Genomic DNA, 20,446 nt, shown 5'->3' with positions numbered 1-20,446 from the left:
ACGGCTCGTGAAGCTGGATTCGATGTACCAGGACGTCATCCTGGACCACTACAAGCACCCGCACGGGCGCGGTCTTCGGGACGGCGACGCCGAGGTGCACCACGTCAACCCGACGTGCGGCGACGAGATCACGCTCCGCGTGAAGTACGAGGGCTCGCGGATCGAGGACGTGTCGTACGAGGGCCAGGGCTGCTCCATCAGCCAGGCCTCGGCGTCCGTCCTCAACGAGCTGCTCGTCGGCAAGGAGCTCTCGGAGGCGCAGAAGATCCAGGGCACCTTCCTGGAGCTGATGCAGTCCAAGGGCCAGATCGAGCCCGACGACGCCATGGAGGAGATCCTGGAGGACGCGGTCGCGTTCGCCGGAGTCTCCAAGTACCCGGCCCGTGTGAAGTGCGCGCTGCTCAGCTGGATGGCGTGGAAGGACGCGACCGCCCAGGCCCTGGGCGACGCGGCGGAGAGGAAGTCGGCATGACCGAGAACGCCGAGGCCACGATGAAGCCGGCCTCCGAGGAAGAAGTCCGCGAGGCGCTGTACGACGTCGTCGACCCCGAGCTGGGCATCGACGTCGTCAACCTGGGCCTGATCTACGGCATCCACATCGACGATTCGAACATCGCGACGCTGGACATGACCCTGACGTCGGCGGCCTGTCCGCTGACCGATGTGATCGAGGACCAGGCGAAGTCCGCGACGGACGGCATCGTCAGCGAACTGAAGATCAACTGGGTCTGGATGCCCCCGTGGGGCCCGGACAAGATCACGGACGACGGTCGCGAGCAGCTGCGCGCGCTCGGCTTCAACGTCTGATCGACCCTCGCGTACGCGGGTGAACGGCCGTGCCCTTCGGGGCACGGCCGTTTCGCGTGCTCCTGGGTTCTACGCGAGTCCGGCCGCGCGGGCCAGATCGGGTGCCAGGCTCTCCTTGCGGATCCGCTGGTCGACGTAGAGCAGCGCGCTGACCAGCGGCGGGAAGACGGAGACGACCATCTGACTGATCAGCTGGCCGAGGGTGATGAACGCGAAGACCGCGATCAGGGACGCCACCACGGCGGCGGAGTCCTCGCCGGAGAAGTCGATGGCCGCCAGCGGGGTCGCCAGCACGGAGAGGACCTGCTGGATCAACATGCCGACGACGGAGGCCATGATCCCGGCGGCGAGCAGACAGCCGAACATGCGCCACCAGTCACCCCGGACCAGGTGCGAGGAGCGGCGCATCGAGGCGACCGGGCCCTGGCCCTCCATCACGGCCGCCGCCGGGGCCAGGCTGAACTTCACCCAGATCCAGAGGGCGAACGGCAGCGTCGCCAGCGCCACCAGGAGCAGGACCAGGGGGAGGACGAACGAGATCCCCGAGCCCTCGGCGCCGGAGTCCGCTCCGGTGGACGCGTCGGCGATCCCGGCGAGGAGGGCGACCATCATCGCCACGAAGCCGCCCAGGAAGAGGAGCATCGGGATCACCAGGGCCGCGCTCGTCAGGAACACGGTGCCGAGCACGGCCGGCGTCCGGGCCCAGGCCCGGCGCCAGATCGCGGCGAAGGTCGTGGGGCGGCCGAGTACCGCCTCCTGGACCACGGCCGGGCAGGCCGCCGCCACCAGGGCGTTCGCGCAGACCATCGCGATCATGGCGGCCAGCCAGACGCAGGCGAAGGCGATGAGCAGCGGCCGGATGTCCTCCCACCGCGGCTCCTGGCCCGAGGGCAGGTCGAACACGGCGGGGAGGATGTCGCCGACGACCGCGTACGCGATGCCGATCGCCGCTGCGACGACCAGCAGCGCGCCGAGATAGATCACCGAGGCCACTCCGAGGAGCTGCTTCCAGTAGCGGCCGAAGGTCGCGAAGGCGCCGGTCAGGATCGTGCTGAAGGTGAGCGGCGCCAGGGGTATGACACCGGGCTTCGGCGGCGGGGGCGGCGGCGGATAGCCGTAGCCGTAGGGAGGCGGCGGCCCTGGGGGAATCGTCATGCGGGACACCGTATCGGGCGGTGTTGTGTACGGTCGTACACATCGTTGTGTACGCTTGTACGCATGGGTTACGGACTGCTCGCGGGCGCCATAGCGGCGGAGATACTCGCCACCACCTCCATGAAGTACAGCGAGGGCTTCAGCAAGCTCTGGCCCACGATCGTCACCGGCGTGGGCTACGTGGTCGCCTTCGCCCTCCTGGCGCAGGCGCTCAAGACGCTCCAGGTCGGCACCGCGTACGCCATCTGGTCCGGCGTCGGCACCGCCGCCGTCGCCGCCATCGGCTTCCTCTTCCTCGGCGAGACCCTCAGCCTCGCCAAGATCGCGGGGATCGTCCTCATCATCGCCGGGGTAGCCGTCCTCAACCTGGGAGGCGCCCACTGATGGCCCGCGCACGGCGCCACGACCCCGAACGGCGCGAGCGGATCGTCGACGCGGCCCTCCGCGTCGCCGGGCGGTCCGGGATCGCCGGGCTCAGCCACCGCACCGTGGCCGCCGAGGCGGACGTGCCGCTCGGCTCGACCACGTACCACTTCGCCTCCCTCGACGAACTCCTCGTCGCCGCCCTCCGCAAGGCCAATGAGGACTTCGCGCGGCTGCTGCGCGAGCACCCCGTCCTCAACGAGCCGGACACCGACCTCGCCGCCGCGCTCGCCCGCTTGATGGGGGAGTGGATCGGCGGCGAACGCGCCCAGGTGGAGCTGGAGTACGAGCTCTACCTCGCCGCCCTGCGCCGCCCCGCGCTCCGCCCCGTGGCCGCCGAGTGGGCCGAGACCGTGGTCTCCGTCCTCTCCCACCGCACCGACCCGCTCACCGCACGCGCCCTGGTCGCCCTGGTGGACGGCATCAGCCTCCAGTCCCTGCTCACCGGCGAGCCGTACGACGAGGAGTACGCGCGCGTGATGCTGACCCGGGTGCTGCGCCCGGCGTGAGCGGGAGCGGGAGCGAGATCCGTACCCGTACCCGTACCCGACCTGAAGGAAGGACCGAGACGGCCCCTCCCGCGCTCGTCGGAACCGCCCAGTCGCTCGACCGACACCTGAGACCGGTTGGCCCGCGCGGGGCCCCGCCGGTTAGGTTTTCCGTCATGACCACTGCTCCTCGCACCACCGGCGCCGTCGCCGCCGGCCTCGCCACCATCGCCGGCGACGGCACCGTTCTCGACACCTGGTTCCCCGCCCCCGAGCTGACCGAGGCCGCCGGCCCCGCCGGCACCGAGCGGCTCACCCCCGACGAGGCCGTGAACGCCCTCGGCGAAGGCGCCGCCAAGGCCCTCGGCGTGGACGCCCGCCGCGGCGTCGAGGTGGTCGCCGTCCGTACCGTCATCTCCTCGCTCGACGAGAAGCCGCTCGACGCCCACGACGCCTACCTGCGTCTGCACCTGCTCAGCCACCGCCTGGTCAAGCCGCACGGCCAGAGCCTGGACGGCGTCTTCGGCCTCCTCGCCAACGTCGCCTGGACCTCGCTCGGTCCGGTCGCCGTCGACGACATCGAGAAGGTCCGCCTCAACGCGCGCGCCGAGGGCCTGCACCTCGCCGTCACCAGCATCGACAAGTTCCCGCGGATGACGGACTACGTCGCGCCCGCCGGGGTCCGGATCGCCGACGCCGACCGGGTCCGCCTCGGCGCCCACCTCGCGGCCGGCACCACCGTCATGCACGAGGGCTTCGTCAACTTCAACGCCGGCACCCTCGGCACCTCGATGGTCGAGGGCCGGATCTCCGCCGGCGTCGTCGTCGGCAACGGCTCCGACATCGGCGGCGGCGCCTCCACCATGGGCACCCTGTCGGGCGGCGGCAACGTCGTCATCTCGATCGGCGAGCGCTGCCTGATCGGCGCCGAGGCGGGCGTCGGCATCGCGCTCGGTGACGAGTGCGTCGTCGAGGCCGGTCTGTACGTCACCGCCGGCACCCGGGTCACGATGCCCGACGGCGAGATCGTGAAGGCCCGCGACCTCTCCGGCGCCTCGAACATCCTGTTCCGCCGCAACTCGGTCACCGGCGCCGTCGAGGCCCGCCCGAACAACGCGGTCTGGGGCGGGCTGAACGACATCCTCCACAGCCACAACTGATCCGGTGACTCTGCGTTAACAGAACGCAGAGTCACTGCACGCAGACGAGGCGAGGAGTCGACATGAGGGCGAAGCCCATGGTCGCAGGAGTGCTCACGACGGTGGCGGTCCTGCTGCCGGCCGGGACGGCCGCGGCGGACGAGACGCACACCCACAACGGGCCCACCGTCACCAACGGGCCCAGCCTCTCGCTCCACACGGGTCAGATCGACGACCCGCTGGAGGACGTCCTGGAGCACGCCGCCGTCCTCGGCAGGACCTACACCACCGACTCCGCCTGAAGCAGCGCCTCGTACAGACCACGCAGCCCGTCGACCGACTCCCGGTCGGCGGGCTGCAGCGGTTCGCGCACCGGGCCGCCGAGCAGCGCCTTGACGGTCACCGTGCCGGGCAGGCCCGCGGCCATCATCCGTTCGGCGAGCGGCAGCAGCCGGGCGTTGAGCCGGGCCGCCTCCGCCGTGTCGCCCGCGTCGAAGGCGTCCAGGACCGCCCGCAGCTGACGGGGCGCCACGTTCGCCACCGTGCTGACATAGCCGGCGCCGCCGACCGCGTACAGCGGCAGGTTCATCTCCTCGCAGCCCGAGTAGTACGCCAGCGGGGTCTCCGCGATCACCCGGGCCGAACCCAGCAGGTCGTACGCGCAGTCCTTGACCGCCACGATCCGCGGGTGCTCGGCCAGCCGCCGCAGCGTCGCGGTCTCGACGCGGGTGCCGGTGCGGCCGGGGATGTCGTAGACCATCACCGGGAGACCGGTCGCGTCCGCGACCTTCAGGAAGTGGGCCTCGACGGCCGGCTGCGGAGGGCGGCTGTAGTACGGGGTGACCACGAGCAGGCCGTCCGCGCCCGCCGCCTCGGCCTGCCGGGCCAATTCGGCGGTGTGGCGGGTGTCGGCGGTGCCGACGCCCGTGAGGACCGAGGGCCCGGGGCCCACGGCCTCCCGGACGGCGCGCACGAGCGCCGCCTTCTCGGCGTCGGTGGTGGTCGGCGACTCACCGGTGGTGCCGTTCAGGACCAGACCGTCGCAGCCCTCGCCGACGAGCCGGGCGGCCAGCTTGCCCGCCTCGTCGAGGTCGAGCGCGCCGTCCGGGGCGAACGGGGTGATCATCGCGCAGAGCGCGCGGCCGAAGGGACCTGCAGGGCGGGAAAGGGAAGTGCTCATCATCGCAGTCTGGGAGGTTCGCACGGTGAAGGTCCACTTAGATCTGCTTCGGCCGAAAGGTCACCGTCACTTAAGCGTGCGAGCTCTGGCATGATCGACGGGCGCGGCAGGGGGACATGGAGACAGCACAGCATGAGCTCACACAGCACCGACGGCGGGCGCGTCGCCCTCGTCACCGGCTCGTCCTCGGGCATCGGCGCCGCCGTCGCCCGCCGCCTCGCCGAGGCCGGATACCGGGTCGTGGTCAACTCCGCCCGCTCCGTCGAGGCGGGCGAGCGCCTCGCCGCCGAACTGCCCGGCGCCGTCTACCTCCAGGCGGACGTCTCCGACGAGACCCAGGCCCAGGGCCTCGTCGAGCGGGCCGTGGAGACCCTCGGTCGCCTCGACCTCCTCGTCAACTGCGCGGGCACCACCCGGTTCATCCCGCACGACGACCTCGAAGCCGCCTCGCCCGAGGTCTGGCGCCACCTCTACGACGTCAACGTCATCGGCGTCTGGCAGACCATCACCGCCGCCGTCCCGCACCTGCGGAGGACCCGCGGTGCCATCGTCAACGTCTCCTCCCAGGCCGGCGTCCGGCCGGGTGGCAGCTCCATCCCGTACGCCGTCTCCAAGGCGGCCGTCAACCACATGACGAAGCTCCTCGCCAAGGCCCTCGGTCCCGACGTCCGGGTCAACGCGGTCGCGCCCGGCCTCATCGACACCCCCTGGTTCGACGGGGTCGACGGCGCCGACGCGGCCAAGGCCCATGTGGCCGAGGTCGTCCCGCTGCGCCGGGTCGGCCGGGCCGAGGACATCGCCGGGGCCGTCCACGACCTGGCTCACTCCGCGTACATCACCGGCGAGGTGCTCCTCGTGGACGGCGGCGGCCACCTGCTCGGCTAGGGCCTGCCGGGCGGGCCGGGTGCGTGGCGTCAGAGCGCGAGCTTGAAGCCCTCGTGGCTGCGCGCGTACCCCAGGGAGGCGTAGAAGCGGTGGGCGCCCGTCCGCCGCTTGCCGCTGGTCAGCTGGACCAGCGCGCAGCCGCGTTCCCGCGCGCGTGCCGCGGCCCGCTCCATCAGCTCCCGGCCGAGGCCGCCACCGCGCCGGTCGGCCCGGATCCGGACGGCCTCGACCAGGGCCCGCTCGGCGCCGCCCTTGCCGAGCCCCGGGACGTACGTGATCTGGAGGCAGCCCAGGACCAGCTCACCGTCCGTCAGGACCAGCATCTCGTTGCGCGGATCGGCCTCGATGTCCGCGAAGGCCCGCTCGTACGCCTCGGTCACGGAGACCGAGGCGGGGTCCACGACCGTGTCCTCGTCGGCCAGGAGCGCGAGGACGGCGGGAAGTTCGGCGCGGGTCGCGGGCCGCAGGATCAGGTCACGAAGGATCATGGCGCGAAGTCTCGCACGGGAACGGGGGTTGACCTCAACCAAGGTTGAGGGACGACGGTGGAGCCATCCGAGGAACCCCCGAGGAACAGGAGACCCCATGAACGCCGTCGCCCACCCCGACGCCCGCCCCGACCTCCACCGCCCCGGAGTCGGCGCCGTCCTCGTCAGCACCTGGCGGGTCGGCACCCCCGAGCGCCAGCGCGCGGCCGTCGACGCCATCCGCAAGGCCTGGGAGAGCAGGGAATGGCCCGACCTCGGACTGCTCTCGTACAGCGTCGGCGCCGGGACCGACGGGGACACCCTGCTGCACTACTCGCAGTGGACCGCCGAGCAGGCCTACGAGGACTTCGTCCGCACCTACCGCGACGACCGGAACGCCGAGATCGACGCCGCCGTGCCCGGCATCGAACGGGTGGAGCTCCGCCGCTACGCGCCGATCCACCGCTCCGCCGTCCGCGACAGGCCGGGTACGGGGGAGCTGCCCGGGGTCGTCGTGGTCGTCGAGGCCGACTTCGGCGGGCCCGGGACGGGGATCCGGGAGGACTGGGTGGACACCGTGTTCACCGCCATGGACGAGGACGCGGCGCTGCGGCCGGGCTCCGGCGGGTCCGGCGTCCACTTCCATCTGTCCACCGACGGCGCCCGGGTCCTGAACTACGCCGAGTGGGAGAGCGAGCAGGCCCATGTGGAGTGGCTGGCGGACGACGCCCGGCTGAGCGAGGCCTGGAGGCGGGTGCACCACCACCCGGGGCTCGTGGGCGCCCGGGTGAACCGGTACACGCCCGCGCTCAGCCTGAGCGCGGGCGCGTGACACGGCCGGACGGCCCGGAGCGGCTCGTCGCCGCGCCGGGCCGTCCCCGGGTGACTACGGGCGGAAGCGCAGGACCTGGGGGTCGTGGTCGCTGTCCTGGTCGGCGAACTCCGCGTTGATGTGGACGCTGTCGTACTCGAAGTGGCGCACGCCGGGGCTCGTCAGGATCTGGTCGAGCACCTGGCTGTTGCCCTGGAAGACGTACGAGTAGCGCTCGCTGCGCGGCAGCGACTTCACGGCCGGGTACAGCGCGCCGTCCTCGGTCAGCGCCTTCGTCGTCCCGGAGAACTCGAAGTCGTTGATGTCACCGACGACGAGGACGTCGGCCTGCTTCTCGACCGCGAGGAGCTGCTTCACGAAGCCGTTGACGGACTGCGCCTGGAGCAGTCGCTTCGCCTCGGAGGAGCGGACCGGCGGCTGGTGGTGCGAGACGATGGACTCGTCGCCGCCCTTCGAACCGAAGTGGTTGGCGATCACGAAGACCGTACGGCCGCGGAAGACGAACTCGCCCGCGAGAGGCTTGCGGCTGCTCTCCCAGGCGGTGTTCGCCGGGTCGATCCGGCCGGGGGAGACCGTCAGGGCGGCGTGGCCCTTGCGGCCCGTCACGCCGGTGGCGGAGGTCGCCTCGGTGGCCGGGCGGTCCGTGAAGGAGACCCGGGCGGGGTTGAAGAGGAAGACCTGACGGATATTGCCGCCGGGCTCACCGCCGTCCTTGTTGTTCTCCGGGTCGACCGAGCGCCACTCGTACGCCGGGCCGCCGGCCGCCACGATCGCGTCCGTGAACTTCTTCACCGTCTGGTCGGCGGCGACCGTGCCGTCGTTCTTCGCGCCGTTGTTGTCCTGGATCTCCTCCAGGGCGAGGATGTCCGGCGAGGCGAGGTGGGTGACGACCGCCTTCGCGAGCGCGTCGAACTTCTCCTGCGGGTCGCTCGGGTCGAGGTTCTCCACGTTGTACGTGGCCACGGCCAGCTCGTTCTGGTGCTGCTTGTCCGTGGACTCGCGCTCCAGGCCGCGGTCGACGACCGTGCCGAGGGTGCGGGCCGTGATCGTGTAGCCGCCGAACTGGTTGAAGTCGAGCGGGCCCTCGGTGGTACCGGTCAGCCGGTCGCCGACGTTCGCCTTGGGGAAGGGCTGCTGGGCGATCGGGGTCAGCGACTGGATCTGGAGTCGGCCGGTGTTCTGCGACTCGTACGAGCCGTAGACCGTGCCGCCGCGCCGGTTGCGGTTCTCCCAGGGCTTCACCGTGACCCACAGCTCGGAGTACGGGTCGGTGGCGCCGACCACGCGCGAGGAGCCGATCCGGACGTTGGTGCCCTCCAGGGACTCGTAGTAGTCCAGGGCGTACGCGCGGGGCTTCAGGGCCAGGCCGTTGATCGAGCCGGCGGCGGCCGGGTCGCCCTCGGGGGCGTACTCGTCCGGCACGGACCAGGACGAGATGGTCACCGGGGCCGGGACGGCGTTGCCCTGCGAGACCACGGTGACGACCGGCTTCGAGATCTGGGTCAGCGACTGGTTGCCGGAGTTCAGCCCGCCGGGGACGTACTCGGTGACCGTGCCGCTCAGGCTGACCGCGTCGCCGACGGCGACCGTCGGGACGGAGCTCGTGAAGACGAAGAGGCCCTCGCTGGTGGCGGGGTCGGCATCACCCTCGGGGTCCTGGATCCAGAAGCCGCGCGAGCCGTAGGCGCGGACGCCGGTGACGATGCCCGTCACGCCGGTGACCTGCTTGCCGACGAGCGGCGAGACGCGCGTGGTGCCCTGGATGTCGTGGATGCGGACACCGGCCGCGTCCTCGGCGGCGGCGTTCGTCGAACCGGCCAGCAGACCCGCGGCGAGGGCCGCGGCGACGACGGCGGAGACGGCGGCGGAGCGCGCGGCGGTACGGCCGGCAGATCTCGGTATGGAGGAAGGCATCAGGGGACTCCGAGGGTGCTTGGAGGAACGGCAGATGAATCTACGCGCGTCAATCTCTTTGCACAGCGCCCAACTTGTCAAGAGTCGACGGGTGTACGAAGGCTGACGGAAACGTGAACCGACGGACGTCCCCCCGGATGCGTCTACGCTGAGAGCCGCGCTCCGAGCCCGTCTCCGAGCCCCTGTCACCCCTTCACCCGCCACCCTTCACCCACGGACGCGTCGAGGAGACCCCCCAGATGTCAGCGGACCACCCCACCCTTCCCCCCGTTCGGCTGCGTGCGGACGCGGAGCTGGCGCGGGACGCGCTGGCGGCCCCCCTCCTCGCGAACGCGGTACGGCTCGCCCGCTGGGCCGGACCCGACACCCGGGTCGACGCGGGCGGCGAGCTCGTCGACGAGCAACTGCCCGAGGCGGTCGAGGTACTGGGCCTCGCCGACGACGAGGACGGCGAGCTGTCGGCGGGCGACGCCTGGCGCCTCGCCGTGGACACCGGCCTGGTGAGCGTCGAGGACGGCGAGGAGGACGAGGCGGGTGACGTCCCCGGGCGGGCCTCGGCCGGTGACAACCTCGCGGTCGTCACGGCCGGATCGCCCCAGGACGTCCTCGCGCTCTGGCTGGACGGCTTCGACGCGGTCTTCGCCGACGCCGTCGCCCCGGTCCTCGACGACCTCGACGCGATCGTCGGCGAGGACGGCGAGATCGACATCGAGTCGCTCGACTGGGATCCCGAGATCGAGGCCGAGTTCCTGGAGGGCGTCCTCGGCAACCTCTACCTGCTCACCGTCAGCGAGGGTGGCCCCGGCGAGGGCCCGGTGCCGCTGCCCGCGCTCGCCGCGTCGATGGTCGTCCCCGACGACATGGGCGAACCGACCGACGACGTCCTGGAGCAGGTCTCGGACGCGATGATGCGGCTCGACGAGCAGTTCCGGCTGCTCGAACCGATCGGGCTCGTCGAGTACCAGCCCGTCGACGAGGCGCTGATGGCCGAGGAGGGCGAGGAGCCCGTGCCGCCCATCGACGACGAGGACGTCACCCGGTACGGCATGGTCCGGCTCACCGAGCTCGGTCTCTACGGCGTCCGGGCCCGGATGCTGGACGCCGGCGTGGACGCCCCCGCCGTCGGCGACCTCGCCGGCAAGGGCGCCGACGCGCTGCTCGACGGGATCTCCGGCTACCCGGAGGCCGCCGCCCGCGAGGAGACCGCCGCCTGGCTGGCCGGCCGCGACGCGCTCGCCGCCGCCCGCGAGCTGCTGCACGCCGCGCGCGGCTCGGACGCCGGCTCGCCGCTGCGCCGCCTCCACTGCCAGCAGACGCTGTCCCTGGTGGGCGCGGAGGCGGAGCCCGCGGTACGGGAGGTCCTGGACGACGCGGAACTCGGCGGCCTCGCGCGGGTCTGGCTCGCCGAGCGGGGCGCGACGGCCGTGCCCGCGCCGCCGGAGTCGATGATCTTCTGGCTGGCGATCGACACGATCGCGGCCCAGCTCGACGCGGACGGCGACCTGGAGGAGCTCCAGGAGCTGATCGAGGGGCTCACGGGGCGCCACAGCGGCTTCTTCGAGGCGGCCTGGCGGGTGGAGCACCCGGCGACCGCGGAGGTCCTGGAGGCGATGGGACGGCTGCACCGTGACAAGAGCACGGCGAAGGAGGCCCGCAAGGCGGCCTTCAAGGCCCGGTCGCGGTCGGGTTCGTAGCGGCGCGGAGCGGCCGGGGAGCCGACCGTGGGGGACCGGCGGTCGGGCGTGGTCGGGTGCGCTGGACGGGTGCGGTCGGGCGTGCCGGGCAGGTGTGATCGGGTGCGCCGCGCGGGTGTGGCCGGAGCGCGCCGGGTGGGCGCGGCCGGGGTCGCCCGGCCGTGCGTCCGGCGCTGTTCCCGTGGAGTTCAGGCGGTGTTCGCGGCGGCGCGGGAGGGTGGCCCGCGACATCCGGGCCAGCACAGGGAGAACGCCACACATGCCCCTCAACCGCAGAGAGTTCACGAAGCAGTCCGCCGTCGCCGGTGCGGGCCTCGCCCTCACCGGGGTCGTCGGTGCTCTCGCCACCGCGCCCGAGGCCCTCGCCTCCGACGACCTGGAGACGTACGGAGCCGGTCACGACCACGACCACGGTCATGGGCACGGTCACGGCCACCGGCTCGGGTACGGAGAGCTCGTCGCCGACCCCGAGGGGATGCTGGCCCTGCCCGCCGGGTTCTCGTACCGCGTCATCACCCACAGCGGTGTGACCCGGCTGGAGTCCGGCGAGTTCACGCCCTCCAACCACGACGGCACCGCCGCCTTCGCCGGACCGCGCGGCACCACGTACCTGGTCAACAACCACGAGCTCAAGGGCACCCGCGACAAGTGGGCCCACCCGGTCCCGCTCACCGAGGGGCTCGTCTACGACCCGGCCGCGGCCGGCGGCTGCACGGTCGTCGAGGTGCACCGCGACGGCACCGTCGCCGAGTGGGTCGGCATCGCCGGCACCTCCACCAACTGCGCGGGCGGCAGCACCGCCTGGGGCACCTGGCTGACGGGCGAGGAGAACTCGGACCGCGCCGGCGTCAACGGCATGACCAAGGACCACGGGTACATCTTCGAGGTCGACCCGCGCGACCGCCGCGCCAACCGCGCCCCGAAGCCGGTCAAGGCCTTCGGCCGGTACGACCACGAGGCCGTCGTCATCGACCCCAAGCGCGGCCACGCCTACCTCACCGAGGACGCCTCCAACCCCAACGGTCTCCTCTTCCGCTGGGTGCCGCCGAAGGGCTTCGAGCACGGCCGCGGCAAGCTCCGTACCCTCGCCGACGACGCCGGTGTGCTCCAGGCCGCCAAGTGCATCGACTCCGCGGGCCGCTTCGTGGACGACCTCTCCCGGGCGACCCGGATCGGCACCGTCTACGGCGTGGACTGGGTCGACGTCCCCGACCGTGACGGCCGTACCATCTCCGTCCGCAAGCAGTTCACGGAGGGCCAGATCACCCGCGCCCGCAAGCTGGAGGGCATGTGGTGGGCCGACGGCGGCGCGTACGTCGTCTCCTCCTACGCGCGCGAGGAGAGCCCCGGCGCCGCGCACGACGGCCAGGTCTGGTTCTACGACCCCAAGCGGCGCACCCTCACCCTCAAGGTGCTGCTCGGCGTGAACGCCACCCCGGACGTGGACGGCGCCTACGACGGCCCCGACAACATCACCGTCTCCCCGTACGGCGGGCTCGTCATCGCCGAGGACGGCGAGGGCGTCCAGCACCTCTTCGGCGCCACCGACTCGGGCCGCACCTACCCGATCGCCCGCAATGACCTCAACGGCAGCGAGTTCACCGGCGTGACCTTCTCGCCCGACGGTGACACGCTGTTCGCCAACATCCAGGACCCGGGCATCATGGTGGCGATCACCGGCCCGTGGCGCCGCCAGCCGCGCCGCTGAACCCGCACCCGGCCTTCACTTCTGATCTCTGGTCAGCTCCATGGGCTGACATTTAACATGTCAATCCATGGACGCACTACGGCCCGTGGGCCGGACCCTGCTGCGTGACCGGGCCTACGAGGCGCTGCGCGAGGCCATCGTGCGCGGCGACCTCGCCCCCGGCGCTCCGCTCAAGGACGCCGACCTCGCCGACCGGCTGGGGCTCTCGCGCGCACCCGTGCGCGAGGCCCTGGCCCGGCTCGGCGACGAGGGGCTCGTCGAGTCCAAGCCGCAGAGCTACACCCGGGTCACCCGGCCGGTCAGCCGGGTCGTCCGGGACGCCGCATCGGTGGTCCGGGTGATGCACGAACTCGCCGCCAGGACCGGCGTGCCCCTGCTCGGACCCGAGGGCATCCGGGCCATGCGCGAGGCCAACGAGCGCTTCGCAGCGGCCGTCCGCGCCTCCGACGTCGAGGCCGCCCTCCACGCCGACGACGAGTTGCACCAGGTCCTCGTCGTCGCCAGCGGCAACCACGCCGCCGCCGCCACGATCGCGCGGTACACCCCCCTGATCCGCCGTGTCGAGCGGCGCCTCTTCGGCGACGCCGGGAGCTGCGGCTCGGCCGAGCTGCACGCGCGGCTCATCGACGCGTGCGCGGCGGGGGACGCGGCGGAGGCGGTACGGGTCACCACGGAGATCTGGGCGGCCCTGGAGCAGCTCGCGGACGACGCCATCGAGGTGGCGGAGGTGACGGGCATTCCGGCACCCGAGGCCCCCATGGCGCCCGGGTCCCCCACGGCCCTGACACCGCCCGGGTCTCCCGTGGCCCCCTCGGCGCCCGGGTCCGAGGCTCCGTAGCGCGCCCGTCCCCGCGTCCGCCCGTCCGCGCGTCCGCCCGTCCCCGCGCCCGTCCCGCGAGCCCGTCCTCGCGTCCGGCCACGCCCGTCCCCGCGTCCAGGAACGTCGACCAGCAGCCGTCACTCACCGGGAGCCGCTTTGCCGATCACCGACTTCGACCGCTACCCGCTCCTCTTCGGGCCCTCGCCGGTCCACCCGCTCGAACGGCTCACCCGCCACCTCGGCGGCGCCACCCTCTGGGCCAAGCGCGAGGACTGCAACTCCGGTGTGGCGTACGGCGGGAACAAGACCCGCAAGCTGGAGTACCTGGTCGCCGACGCCCTCGCCCAGGGCTGCGACACCCTCGTCTCCATCGGCGGCGTCCAGTCCAACCACACCCGCCAGGTCGCCGCCGTCGCCGCCCGCGCCGGGCTCCGCTGCGTCCTCGTCCAGGAGAGCTGGGTCGACTGGCCCGACTCCGTCTACGACAAGGTCGGCAACATCCTGATCAGCCGCCTCGCGGGCGCCGACGTACGCCTCGTGAGGGCGGGCTTCGGGATCGGCTTCAAGGAGAGCTGGGAGCTGGCCCTGCGGGAGGTCGAGGAGAGCGGCGGCAGGCCGTACGCGATCCCGGCGGGCGCCTCCGACCACCGGCTCGGCGGGCTCGGCTTCGCGAACTGGGCGTACGAGGTGGCGGAGCAGGAGCGCGAACTCGGCGTCTTCTTCGACACGGTGGTCGTCTGCTCGGTGACCGGCTCCACCCAGGCCGGGATGGTCGCGGGCTTCGCCGCGCTCGCCGAGGAGGAGGGCGGGCCGGCCCGCCGGATCATCGGCGTCGACGCCTCCGCGAAGCCCGGTCCGACGCACGAGCAGATCACCCGGATCGCCCGGGACACCGCCGCCCTCATCGGCGTCGAGCGCCCGGTGACGGCGGCCGACGTCGAGCTGGACGAGCGCTACCACGCCGGGGTGTACGGCATCCCGGACGAGGCGACCCTCGACGCGATGAGGCTCGCCGCCCGCACCGAGGGCATGGTCACCGACCCCGTGTACGAGGGGAAGTCGATGGCGGGACTGATCGATCTGGTGGACCGGGGAGAGATCGGCCGGGACTCGACCGTGCTCTACGCCCACCTCGGCGGCCAGCCCGCCCTCAACGCGTACAGCGCCCTGTTCTGAACCGGGGGACCCGGCCGCTCAGAGTGCCTGGGCGGCCGGCTTCACCATGCCCCGGACGGTCCGCGACTTCACGAACTCGCCCATCGCCGTCATCTCCCACTCGCCGGTGAACTGCTTGATCAGCTTGGCCATCATCACGCCGGTCTGCGGCTCGGCGGTGGTCAGGTCGAAGCGGACCAGCTCCTCGCCCGTCGCCGCGTCGATCAGCCGGCAGTAGGCCTTGGCGACCTCGGTGAACTTCTGGCCGGAGAACGAGTTCACCGTGAAGACCAGACCGGTGGCGTCGGCGGGCAGCCGACCGAGGTCGACGACGATCACCTCGTCGTCGCCCGCGCCCTCACCGGTGAGGTTGTCGCCGGAGTGCTTCACCGAGCCGTTGAGGATGGACAGCTTGCCGAAGTAGCAGCTGTCCAGGTGGTTGCGCTGCGGGCCGTACGCGATGACGGAGGCGTCCAGGTCGATGTCCTTGCCCCGGTACGCGGGCTCCCAGCCGAGGCCCATCTTGACCTGGGAGAGCAGCGGACGGCCGCCCTTGACCAGGGACACCGTCTGGTTCTTCTGGAGGCTGACCCGGCCCTTGTCGAGGTTGATCTTGCCCGAGGCGGCGGGGGCCGCGGGAGCGGGCGGCGTGGCGGCCGCGATCCGGGGGTCCACCGGGGCGACGGGCGGCGCCGGCGGGACCGGGGGCGCCACCGGAGGCGCGACGGGGGCGGGCGGGGCGACGGGGGCGGGCGCGGCCGCGGCCGGGGCGGCGGCGGGCTCGTCGTCCACCGAGACGCCGAAGTCGGTCGCGATGCCCGCGAGGCCGTTCGCGTAGCCCTGGCCGACGGCGCGGGCCTTCCACGCGCCGTTGCGCAGGTAGATCTCGACGACGACGAGGGCCGTCTCGGTGGCCAGCCGGGGCGGGGTGAAGGTGGCGAGGACGGTGCCGTCGTCCGCGTTGCGAAGGGTGGCGGTGGGCTCGATGCCCTGGAAGGTCTGGCCCGCGGCGTCGGGGCTCGCGGTGACGACGATCCTCTCGATGCCGGCCGGGACGGCGCCGGTGTCCACCAGGATCGCGTCGGGGGTGGCGCCGCCGCCGGAGCGGTAGGTGACACCGGGGCCGGACGGCTGGTTGTAGAAGATGAAGTCGTCGTCCGAGCGCACCTTGCCGTTGGCGCCGAGCAGCAGGCCCGAGACGTCGAGCCGCACCGGGGCGGCGACGTCCACCGCCACGCGCGCGACGGTGAGGGGGATGTTCGAGCCGGGGGTCATAGCGGTCATGCCTGGGGTAACGAACCGGGTACCTTTGCCGTTCCCTTACCCTCGGCCGGTTCGGCCACCCTGATTACGGGGGTGGTTCCTGGCCTGCCGCTCGTTGCCGAAGCGGTACGCGCCCGTCCACCGGGCCATGACGAGCTGGGCGTCGCCCGCCTCGACCTCGGCGAGGAACTTCTCCGCGCGGGCACCGCGCAGCACACCCGCGGCGCGGCCCAGGTGGGTGAGGACCACCGAGCCGTCCCGGCGCTGTTCGTACGTGAATCCATGAGGGCGTGGCATGCCGGGCATCCTGCCGTTCCCGGTCAGATCCGTCATATGAATATTCTTTCGACCCATGGGTGCAGTGGGGGCGGAGGGGCCGGTGGTACCGGCGGGGGCGGGGTGCGCTGTGGGCACGGTCGACAGAAACTGTTTTCGGACACAGGACGTGGACGAGGCGCGCGTGGAGCTGGACGCCCGCTACTACGCGAACCGGATGGACCTCGTCGACCGCGAGCGGCGCCCCTTCGCGGCGCGCTTCGACACGGTCGTGCTCGGCCCGCTGGTCATCGGCGACCTGAGCTGCGGCGCCGATGTGCGGATGAGCTTCGGGGAGCTGGGCGCGTACCACCTGAACGCGCCGCTCAGCGGGCGGATGGAGATGCGCCAGGGCGGGGCACCGATCGTCGCGACGGAGGCCGAGGCGCTGCTGCTCGACCCGGCGGGCGACACCTTCCTCGACCGCTGGACCGGGGACTGCAGGACCCTGTCGGTGAAGGTCGGGGCGGCCGAGCTGCGCGACCGCCTGGAGGCGCTGATCGGCCGCCCGCCGCGGGGCCCGCTCGTCTTCGCGCCCGGCCTGGACATCACCCGCGGTCCCGGTCTGAGCTGGGTGCGCTTCGCCCGCCAGGTCGCCGCGGAGGCGCTCGCCGGAGAGGGCCTCGCCCGGCACGAGCTGGTGGCGCGCCCCTTGCAGGAGGCGCTGCTCAACGGGCTGCTCCTGGCCGCCGAGCACCCCTGGCGCGAGGCGCTCGCGCACCCGGGGGAGCCGCGGCGGCCGGCCCCGGTCAAGCGGGTGATGGACGCGGTGCGGGAGCGGCCCGAGCATCCGTTCACGACCACGGAGCTGGCCACCCTGGCCCGGGTGAGCGTGCGCCGCCTGCAGGAGTCGTTCCGCGAGTACGTGGGGATGTCGCCGATGGCGTACGTACGGGAGGTCCGCCTCGACCGGGTCCGCGAGGAGCTGCGGGAGGCCGCGCCGGACGAGGTGGGCGTGAGCGAGGTGGCCTGGCGCTGGGGCTTCGCCCACCAGGGCCGCTTCGCGGCGCGCTACCGGGAGAAGTTCGGCGAGTCGCCGTCGGAGACCTTGCGCGGGTGCTGCTGACGGGGTGGTGCGCACCCGTGCGGCGGGCCGTGCGCCGGTCTCCGGAGGTCCGGCGTGCGCCGGGGCGCGCAAGGGGGCGCGTAATTCGCTGACCGGCGGGTTCCACGCATCAACCCACCGCGCATTCCGGACATGGGTCGCGTTCCGCGGCTCGCGATGATCTTCGTCCCGGCCTACGGTGGGCAGGTCCGGCCGCCAGCGTGCGCGCCGTGACCCGGGCCCCGGCCGGCTCCCCCGTATCAGTCCGGCCGGGTCCTGCGTACTCCTCCCGCGCGCATCCGCCGCTCTCGCCGCCCCGCCGCTCACAGCGGGAGTCTCACGCGAGCCCTCCGTTGCTCATCAGCAGCTGCCCGTTGATCCACTGCCCCTCGGGCGAGCAGAGGAAGTCGACCAGGTGCGCGGTGTCCCGGGGGGTGCCGAGGCGGCCGAGCGGCGTCTGCCGTGCCAGCTCCTCCCGGAGCGGCTCCGTCATCCATCCGGTGTCCACCGGACCCGGATTGACGACGTTGGCGGTGACCCCGAGGTGTGCGAGCTCGCGCGCGGCGGCCAGGGTGATGCGGTCGAGAGCGCCCTTGCTCGCCCCGTACGGCAGGTTCCCCACGGTGTGGTCGCTCGTCAGGGCCACGACACGGCCGGTCCCCGGGGTGCCGGTGAACCGTCGGCCGTACTCCCGGATCAGCAGCCAGGACGCGCGCGCGTTGACCGCGAAATGGCGGTCGAAACTCTCGACGGTGGTGTCGAGGAGCCCGGAGTCGACCGACTCGCAGTGGCACATGACGAGGGCCGTGACCGGGCGCCCGAGCCGCTCCTCGGCCGTGTCGAAGACGCGCGCGGGCGCCTCGGGGTCGGCGAGGTCGGCCTCGACGGCCGTGCAGGCGGCACCCCGCGCGGCGAGCCGCCCGGTGACGGCCGCGGCCGCGCCCCGCTCCTCGCCCCACTCCATGCGCCGGTCGTACGGCGTCCAGTAGGTGAACGCGATGTCCCAGCCGGACTCCGCGAGGCGGTCGGCGATGCCCGCGCCGATGCCGACCGTACGGCCGACGCCGGTCACGAGGGCGAGCGGACGGTGGTCCACGGGGATGCTCCTGTCGTCGTTCAGTGCGGCCACTGGGGCGGGGTCACGCAGAAGTGGCCGCCGAGGTAGAGGGCGTCGGCGCTGTCCTCCGGCGGGAAGCCCTTGTCGGCGATGAGCTTCTCCGCGTAGACCTCCGAATCGTCCCGCGGGACGAAGCCGAGTGCCCGGGCGGAGGAGAGGTCCCACCACGCGCGCGTGTTGGCGGACGAGCCGTAGACGACCGTGTGGGCCACGTCCTCGGCGGTGAGCGCGGCGTGCAGGAGGCGCGCGCCGTCGGCCGGGCTGAGCCACATCGACAGCATCCGGACGGAGGTGGGCTCGGGGAAGCAGGAGCCGATGCGGACCGAGACGGTCTCGACGCCGTGCAGGTCCCAGTAGAGCTGCGCCAGGTCCTCGCCGAAGCACTTGGACAGGCCGTAGAAGGTGTCGGGGCGGTGCGGGGTGTCGACCGGCACCAGCGGGTCGCCCTCGCGCGGCTGCCGGGTGAAGCCGACGGCGTGGTTGCTGGAGGCGAACACCACGCGCGGGACGCCCTCCTCGCGGGCGGCCTCGTAGAGGTTGTACGTCCCGGCGATGTTGGCGGCCATGATCTTGTCGAAGGTCGACTCCAGGGAGATGCCCGCCAGGTGCACGATCGCGTCGACGCCCCGGACCGCCTCGCGCAGCGCCGCGCGGTCCGCGAGGTCGGCGACGATCGCGTCCGTCGCCCCCGGCACGGGGGCGACGTCCAGGAGGCGGAGCTCGTAGCCGTACGGGGGCAGCAGCTCCCGCATCAGCGTGCCGACGCCTCCGGCGGCGCCGGTGAGCAGGACGGTGCGGGGTACGGCCATGGAGCGGATCTCCTCCGTCGGGCGGCACACGGTGGTGTCTCTCCGCGTGCTGTGGCATTCATCTGAGTGGCATTCACAACCGTGGACACGCTAGGGAGCGGCCCGACGGAGCGTCAAGAGTGTGCGACAGGGCGCGTTCTCTCCTTGACCGGCCCTTCCGCGCTGTTCTAGCGTGCGAGGCGTCAGCGTTCAAGAATATGGATGACAGTCATAACTGTGCACGAGATGGCCCTGCACGACGGACTTCCCTGGGAGCGACCGTGACCACTGCCCCGCTCGCCGGCCGGCTCGACGGCCTGCTGTTCTTTCCCGTCACCGCCTTCGCGCCGGACGGCTCCGTCGACCTCGACACCTTCCGCGCCCATGTGCGCGCGGGCCTCGACGCGGGCGCCGCCGCCGTGTTCGCCTGCTGCGGCACCGGCGAGTTCCACGCTCTCACCCCCGAGGAGTTCCGGGACTGCGTCGCCGCCGCCGTCGAGGAGACCGCCGGCCGCGTCCCCGTCGTCGCGGGCGCCGGCTACGGCACCGCCCTCGCCGTCCGGTACGCCCGGCTCGCCGAGGAGGCCGGCGCCGACGGACTCCTCGCCATGCCGCCGTACCTCGTCGTCGCCGACCAGGCCGGACTGCTCCGCCACTACACCGAACTCGCCGCCGCGACCTCGCTCGACGTCATCGTCTACCAGCGCGACAACGCGATCCTCACCCCGGCCACCGCCGTCGCCCTCGCCCGCACGGACGGGATCATCGGCCTCAAGGACGGCCTCGGCGACCTCGACCTGATGCAGCGGATCGTCAGCGCCGTCCGCGCCGAGGGCCTCGACCTGCTCTACTTCAACGGCCTGCCGACCGCCGAGCTCACCGGCCCCGCCTACCGGGGCATCGGCGTCACCCTCTACTCCTCCGCCGTCTTCTGCTTCGCCCCCGACATCGCCCTCGCCTTCCACCGCGCGCTCACCACCGGCGACGACACCACCGTGAACCGGCTCGTCGACGACTTCTACCGGCCGCTCGTCGAACTCCGCGCCCAGGGCCGGGGATACGCCGTCTCGCTCGTCAAGGCCGCGGTACGGCGGGAAGGCCTGGACGTGGGACACGTACGACCGCCGCTGAGCGAGCCCGCGCCCGAGCACGTCGACGCCCTCATGCTGCTCGTCGAGCAGGGCCGGGCCGCCCTGAAGGAGCTCGGCGCGTGAGCGGGGACGCCGCGGTCGCCGGGGCTGGTCGCGGGAG

At 72.6% G+C, this 20,446-nt stretch carries 21 protein-coding genes and 1 pseudogene; 14 read left to right on the top strand and 8 right to left on the bottom strand.

The window, feature by feature from the left end; all coding sequences use genetic code 11:
* The first annotated feature begins 7 nt into the window (after nucleotides 1-7).
* Nucleotides 8-472 carry a Fe-S cluster assembly sulfur transfer protein SufU gene (gene sufU, locus ACIP8Z_RS32790; RefSeq protein ID WP_402089915.1) on the top strand — a complete coding sequence of 155 codons (465 nt, stop codon included), beginning with the start codon at nucleotides 8-10 and terminating at the stop codon, nucleotides 470-472.
* Nucleotides 469-807 carry a metal-sulfur cluster assembly factor gene (locus ACIP8Z_RS32785; protein ID WP_266890539.1) on the top strand — a complete coding sequence of 113 codons (339 nt, stop codon included), beginning with the start codon at nucleotides 469-471 and terminating at the stop codon, nucleotides 805-807. The genes sufU and ACIP8Z_RS32785 overlap by 4 nt, the downstream gene beginning before the upstream one ends.
* A 69-nt stretch (nucleotides 808-876) precedes the next feature.
* On the opposite strand, the gene ACIP8Z_RS32780 is transcribed toward ACIP8Z_RS32785, so the two are convergent.
* Nucleotides 877-1,962 (bottom strand): oxidoreductase, encoded by a 1,086-nt coding sequence (locus ACIP8Z_RS32780; protein ID WP_402089913.1) that lies wholly within the window; start codon nucleotides 1,960-1,962, stop codon nucleotides 877-879.
* 63 nt (nucleotides 1,963-2,025) lie between these two features.
* On the opposite strand from ACIP8Z_RS32780, the gene ACIP8Z_RS32775 reads away from it, so the two are divergent.
* The 4 genes from ACIP8Z_RS32775 to ACIP8Z_RS32760 all read left to right on the top strand — a co-directional run bounded on the left by ACIP8Z_RS32775 (nucleotide 2,026) and on the right by ACIP8Z_RS32760 (nucleotide 4,314).
* The gene (locus tag ACIP8Z_RS32775; RefSeq protein WP_402089911.1) at nucleotides 2,026-2,346 is read left to right on the top strand and encodes a DMT family transporter; all 321 of its coding nucleotides are present in this window, start codon (nucleotides 2,026-2,028) and stop codon (nucleotides 2,344-2,346) included.
* On the top strand, nucleotides 2,346-2,894 hold the full coding sequence (locus tag ACIP8Z_RS32770; protein WP_402089909.1) for a TetR/AcrR family transcriptional regulator: 549 nt from the start codon (nucleotides 2,346-2,348) through the stop codon (nucleotides 2,892-2,894). The genes ACIP8Z_RS32775 and ACIP8Z_RS32770 overlap by 1 nt, the downstream gene beginning before the upstream one ends.
* Nucleotides 2,895-3,049: 155 nt before the next feature.
* Nucleotides 3,050-4,033: a 2,3,4,5-tetrahydropyridine-2,6-dicarboxylate N-succinyltransferase gene (gene dapD / locus ACIP8Z_RS32765; protein ID WP_073917191.1), complete on the top strand. Its 984-nt coding sequence runs from the start codon at nucleotides 3,050-3,052 to the stop codon at nucleotides 4,031-4,033.
* 62 nt (nucleotides 4,034-4,095) lie between these two features.
* Nucleotides 4,096-4,314, top strand: a complete 219-nt coding sequence (locus tag ACIP8Z_RS32760) for a hypothetical protein (protein ID WP_073917193.1) — start codon at nucleotides 4,096-4,098, stop codon at nucleotides 4,312-4,314.
* On the opposite strand, the gene dapA is transcribed toward ACIP8Z_RS32760, so the two are convergent.
* The gene (gene dapA / locus ACIP8Z_RS32755) at nucleotides 4,293-5,192 is read right to left on the bottom strand and encodes a 4-hydroxy-tetrahydrodipicolinate synthase (RefSeq protein ID WP_402089907.1); all 900 of its coding nucleotides are present in this window, start codon (nucleotides 5,190-5,192) and stop codon (nucleotides 4,293-4,295) included. The genes ACIP8Z_RS32760 and dapA overlap by 22 nt on opposite strands.
* 132 nt (nucleotides 5,193-5,324) lie before the next feature.
* Here dapA and ACIP8Z_RS32750 point away from each other — a divergent pair, with 132 nt between their 5' ends.
* Nucleotides 5,325-6,077, top strand: coding sequence for an SDR family NAD(P)-dependent oxidoreductase (locus ACIP8Z_RS32750; protein WP_402089905.1), 753 nt, complete (start codon nucleotides 5,325-5,327; stop codon nucleotides 6,075-6,077).
* A gap of 29 nt (nucleotides 6,078-6,106) precedes the next feature.
* On the opposite strand, the gene ACIP8Z_RS32745 is transcribed toward ACIP8Z_RS32750, so the two are convergent.
* Nucleotides 6,107-6,565, bottom strand: coding sequence for a GNAT family N-acetyltransferase (locus tag ACIP8Z_RS32745; RefSeq protein WP_402089903.1), 459 nt, complete (start codon nucleotides 6,563-6,565; stop codon nucleotides 6,107-6,109).
* Nucleotides 6,566-6,662: 97 nt separating this feature from the next.
* Here ACIP8Z_RS32745 and ACIP8Z_RS32740 point away from each other — a divergent pair, with 97 nt between their 5' ends.
* Complete coding sequence (locus ACIP8Z_RS32740; protein WP_402089901.1) at nucleotides 6,663-7,376, top strand: antibiotic biosynthesis monooxygenase; 714 nt, start codon at nucleotides 6,663-6,665, stop codon at nucleotides 7,374-7,376.
* A gap of 54 nt (nucleotides 7,377-7,430) precedes the next feature.
* Here ACIP8Z_RS32740 and ACIP8Z_RS32735 read toward each other — a convergent pair whose 3' ends face one another.
* Nucleotides 7,431-9,290: an endonuclease/exonuclease/phosphatase family protein gene (locus ACIP8Z_RS32735; RefSeq protein WP_402089899.1), complete on the bottom strand. Its 1,860-nt coding sequence runs from the start codon at nucleotides 9,288-9,290 to the stop codon at nucleotides 7,431-7,433.
* Between the two features lie 239 nt (nucleotides 9,291-9,529).
* Between ACIP8Z_RS32735 and ACIP8Z_RS32730 the strand changes: the two genes are divergently transcribed.
* From ACIP8Z_RS32730 to ACIP8Z_RS32715, 4 genes and pseudogenes are all read left to right on the top strand, one after another.
* Nucleotides 9,530-10,984: a hypothetical protein gene (locus ACIP8Z_RS32730; RefSeq protein ID WP_402089897.1), complete on the top strand. Its 1,455-nt coding sequence runs from the start codon at nucleotides 9,530-9,532 to the stop codon at nucleotides 10,982-10,984.
* Nucleotides 10,985-11,243: 259 nt separating this feature from the next.
* Complete coding sequence (locus ACIP8Z_RS32725; protein WP_402089895.1) at nucleotides 11,244-12,692, top strand: alkaline phosphatase PhoX; 1,449 nt, start codon at nucleotides 11,244-11,246, stop codon at nucleotides 12,690-12,692.
* Between the two features lie 67 nt (nucleotides 12,693-12,759).
* A pseudogene (locus ACIP8Z_RS32720) lies at nucleotides 12,760-13,401 on the top strand (GntR family transcriptional regulator); the annotation flags it as partial.
* 267 nt (nucleotides 13,402-13,668) lie between these two features.
* A complete protein-coding gene (locus ACIP8Z_RS32715; protein WP_402089893.1) occupies nucleotides 13,669-14,688 on the top strand; it encodes a 1-aminocyclopropane-1-carboxylate deaminase in 1,020 nt (339 codons plus the stop codon).
* A gap of 18 nt (nucleotides 14,689-14,706) precedes the next feature.
* Here ACIP8Z_RS32715 and ACIP8Z_RS32710 read toward each other — a convergent pair whose 3' ends face one another.
* Nucleotides 14,707-15,951, bottom strand: coding sequence for a TerD family protein (locus ACIP8Z_RS32710; protein WP_402089891.1), 1,245 nt, complete (start codon nucleotides 15,949-15,951; stop codon nucleotides 14,707-14,709).
* Nucleotides 15,952-15,987: 36 nt separating this feature from the next.
* On the bottom strand, nucleotides 15,988-16,227 hold the full coding sequence (locus ACIP8Z_RS32705) for a hypothetical protein (protein WP_319308347.1): 240 nt from the start codon (nucleotides 16,225-16,227) through the stop codon (nucleotides 15,988-15,990).
* 148 nt (nucleotides 16,228-16,375) lie between these two features.
* Between ACIP8Z_RS32705 and ACIP8Z_RS32700 the strand changes: the two genes are divergently transcribed.
* A complete protein-coding gene (locus ACIP8Z_RS32700; RefSeq protein ID WP_402089889.1) occupies nucleotides 16,376-17,311 on the top strand; it encodes an AraC family transcriptional regulator in 936 nt (311 codons plus the stop codon).
* 316 nt (nucleotides 17,312-17,627) lie between these two features.
* Here ACIP8Z_RS32700 and ACIP8Z_RS32695 read toward each other — a convergent pair whose 3' ends face one another.
* Both ACIP8Z_RS32695 and ACIP8Z_RS32690 read right to left on the bottom strand, forming a co-directional pair.
* On the bottom strand, nucleotides 17,628-18,392 hold the full coding sequence (locus ACIP8Z_RS32695; protein WP_402090056.1) for an SDR family oxidoreductase: 765 nt from the start codon (nucleotides 18,390-18,392) through the stop codon (nucleotides 17,628-17,630).
* 14 nt (nucleotides 18,393-18,406) lie between these two features.
* Nucleotides 18,407-19,216 carry an NAD-dependent epimerase/dehydratase family protein gene (locus ACIP8Z_RS32690; protein ID WP_402089887.1) on the bottom strand — a complete coding sequence of 270 codons (810 nt, stop codon included), beginning with the start codon at nucleotides 19,214-19,216 and terminating at the stop codon, nucleotides 18,407-18,409.
* A 260-nt stretch (nucleotides 19,217-19,476) separates the two neighbouring features.
* Here ACIP8Z_RS32690 and ACIP8Z_RS32685 point away from each other — a divergent pair, with 260 nt between their 5' ends.
* Nucleotides 19,477-20,409 carry a 5-dehydro-4-deoxyglucarate dehydratase gene (locus tag ACIP8Z_RS32685; RefSeq protein ID WP_402089885.1) on the top strand — a complete coding sequence of 311 codons (933 nt, stop codon included), beginning with the start codon at nucleotides 19,477-19,479 and terminating at the stop codon, nucleotides 20,407-20,409.
* Nucleotides 20,410-20,446: the final 37 nt, after the last annotated feature.

The sequence above is a fragment of the Streptomyces sp. NPDC088553 genome, from assembly GCF_044752965.1.
Taxonomy (GTDB): Bacteria; Actinomycetota; Actinomycetes; order Streptomycetales; family Streptomycetaceae; genus Streptomyces.
This window is presented reverse-complemented; position numbering and strand designations above follow the sequence as displayed.

Bases quoted from the DNA above. Each gene is read 5' to 3' on its own strand.
- ACIP8Z_RS32690 (WP_402089887.1), bottom strand. From the start codon at position 19,216: ATGGCCGTACCCCGCACCGTCCTGCTCACCGGCGCCGCCGGAGGCGTC.
- ACIP8Z_RS32780 (WP_402089913.1), bottom strand. From the start codon at position 1,962: ATGACGATTCCCCCAGGGCCGCCGCCTCCCTACGGCTACGGCTATCCG.
- dapD (WP_073917191.1), top strand. From the start codon at position 3,050: ATGACCACTGCTCCTCGCACCACCGGCGCCGTCGCCGCCGGCCTCGCC.
- ACIP8Z_RS32740 (WP_402089901.1), top strand. From the start codon at position 6,663: ATGAACGCCGTCGCCCACCCCGACGCCCGCCCCGACCTCCACCGCCCC.
- ACIP8Z_RS32730 (WP_402089897.1), top strand. From the start codon at position 9,530: ATGTCAGCGGACCACCCCACCCTTCCCCCCGTTCGGCTGCGTGCGGAC.
- dapA (WP_402089907.1), bottom strand. From the start codon at position 5,192: ATGAGCACTTCCCTTTCCCGCCCTGCAGGTCCCTTCGGCCGCGCGCTC.
- ACIP8Z_RS32770 (WP_402089909.1), top strand. From the start codon at position 2,346: ATGGCCCGCGCACGGCGCCACGACCCCGAACGGCGCGAGCGGATCGTC.
- ACIP8Z_RS32775 (WP_402089911.1), top strand. From the start codon at position 2,026: ATGGGTTACGGACTGCTCGCGGGCGCCATAGCGGCGGAGATACTCGCC.
- ACIP8Z_RS32735 (WP_402089899.1), bottom strand. From the start codon at position 9,290: ATGCCTTCCTCCATACCGAGATCTGCCGGCCGTACCGCCGCGCGCTCC.
- ACIP8Z_RS32750 (WP_402089905.1), top strand. From the start codon at position 5,325: ATGAGCTCACACAGCACCGACGGCGGGCGCGTCGCCCTCGTCACCGGC.
- ACIP8Z_RS32785 (WP_266890539.1), top strand. From the start codon at position 469: ATGACCGAGAACGCCGAGGCCACGATGAAGCCGGCCTCCGAGGAAGAA.
- ACIP8Z_RS32745 (WP_402089903.1), bottom strand. From the start codon at position 6,565: ATGATCCTTCGTGACCTGATCCTGCGGCCCGCGACCCGCGCCGAACTT.
- ACIP8Z_RS32760 (WP_073917193.1), top strand. From the start codon at position 4,096: ATGAGGGCGAAGCCCATGGTCGCAGGAGTGCTCACGACGGTGGCGGTC.
- ACIP8Z_RS32725 (WP_402089895.1), top strand. From the start codon at position 11,244: ATGCCCCTCAACCGCAGAGAGTTCACGAAGCAGTCCGCCGTCGCCGGT.
- ACIP8Z_RS32710 (WP_402089891.1), bottom strand. From the start codon at position 15,951: ATGACCGCTATGACCCCCGGCTCGAACATCCCCCTCACCGTCGCGCGC.
- ACIP8Z_RS32705 (WP_319308347.1), bottom strand. From the start codon at position 16,227: ATGCCACGCCCTCATGGATTCACGTACGAACAGCGCCGGGACGGCTCG.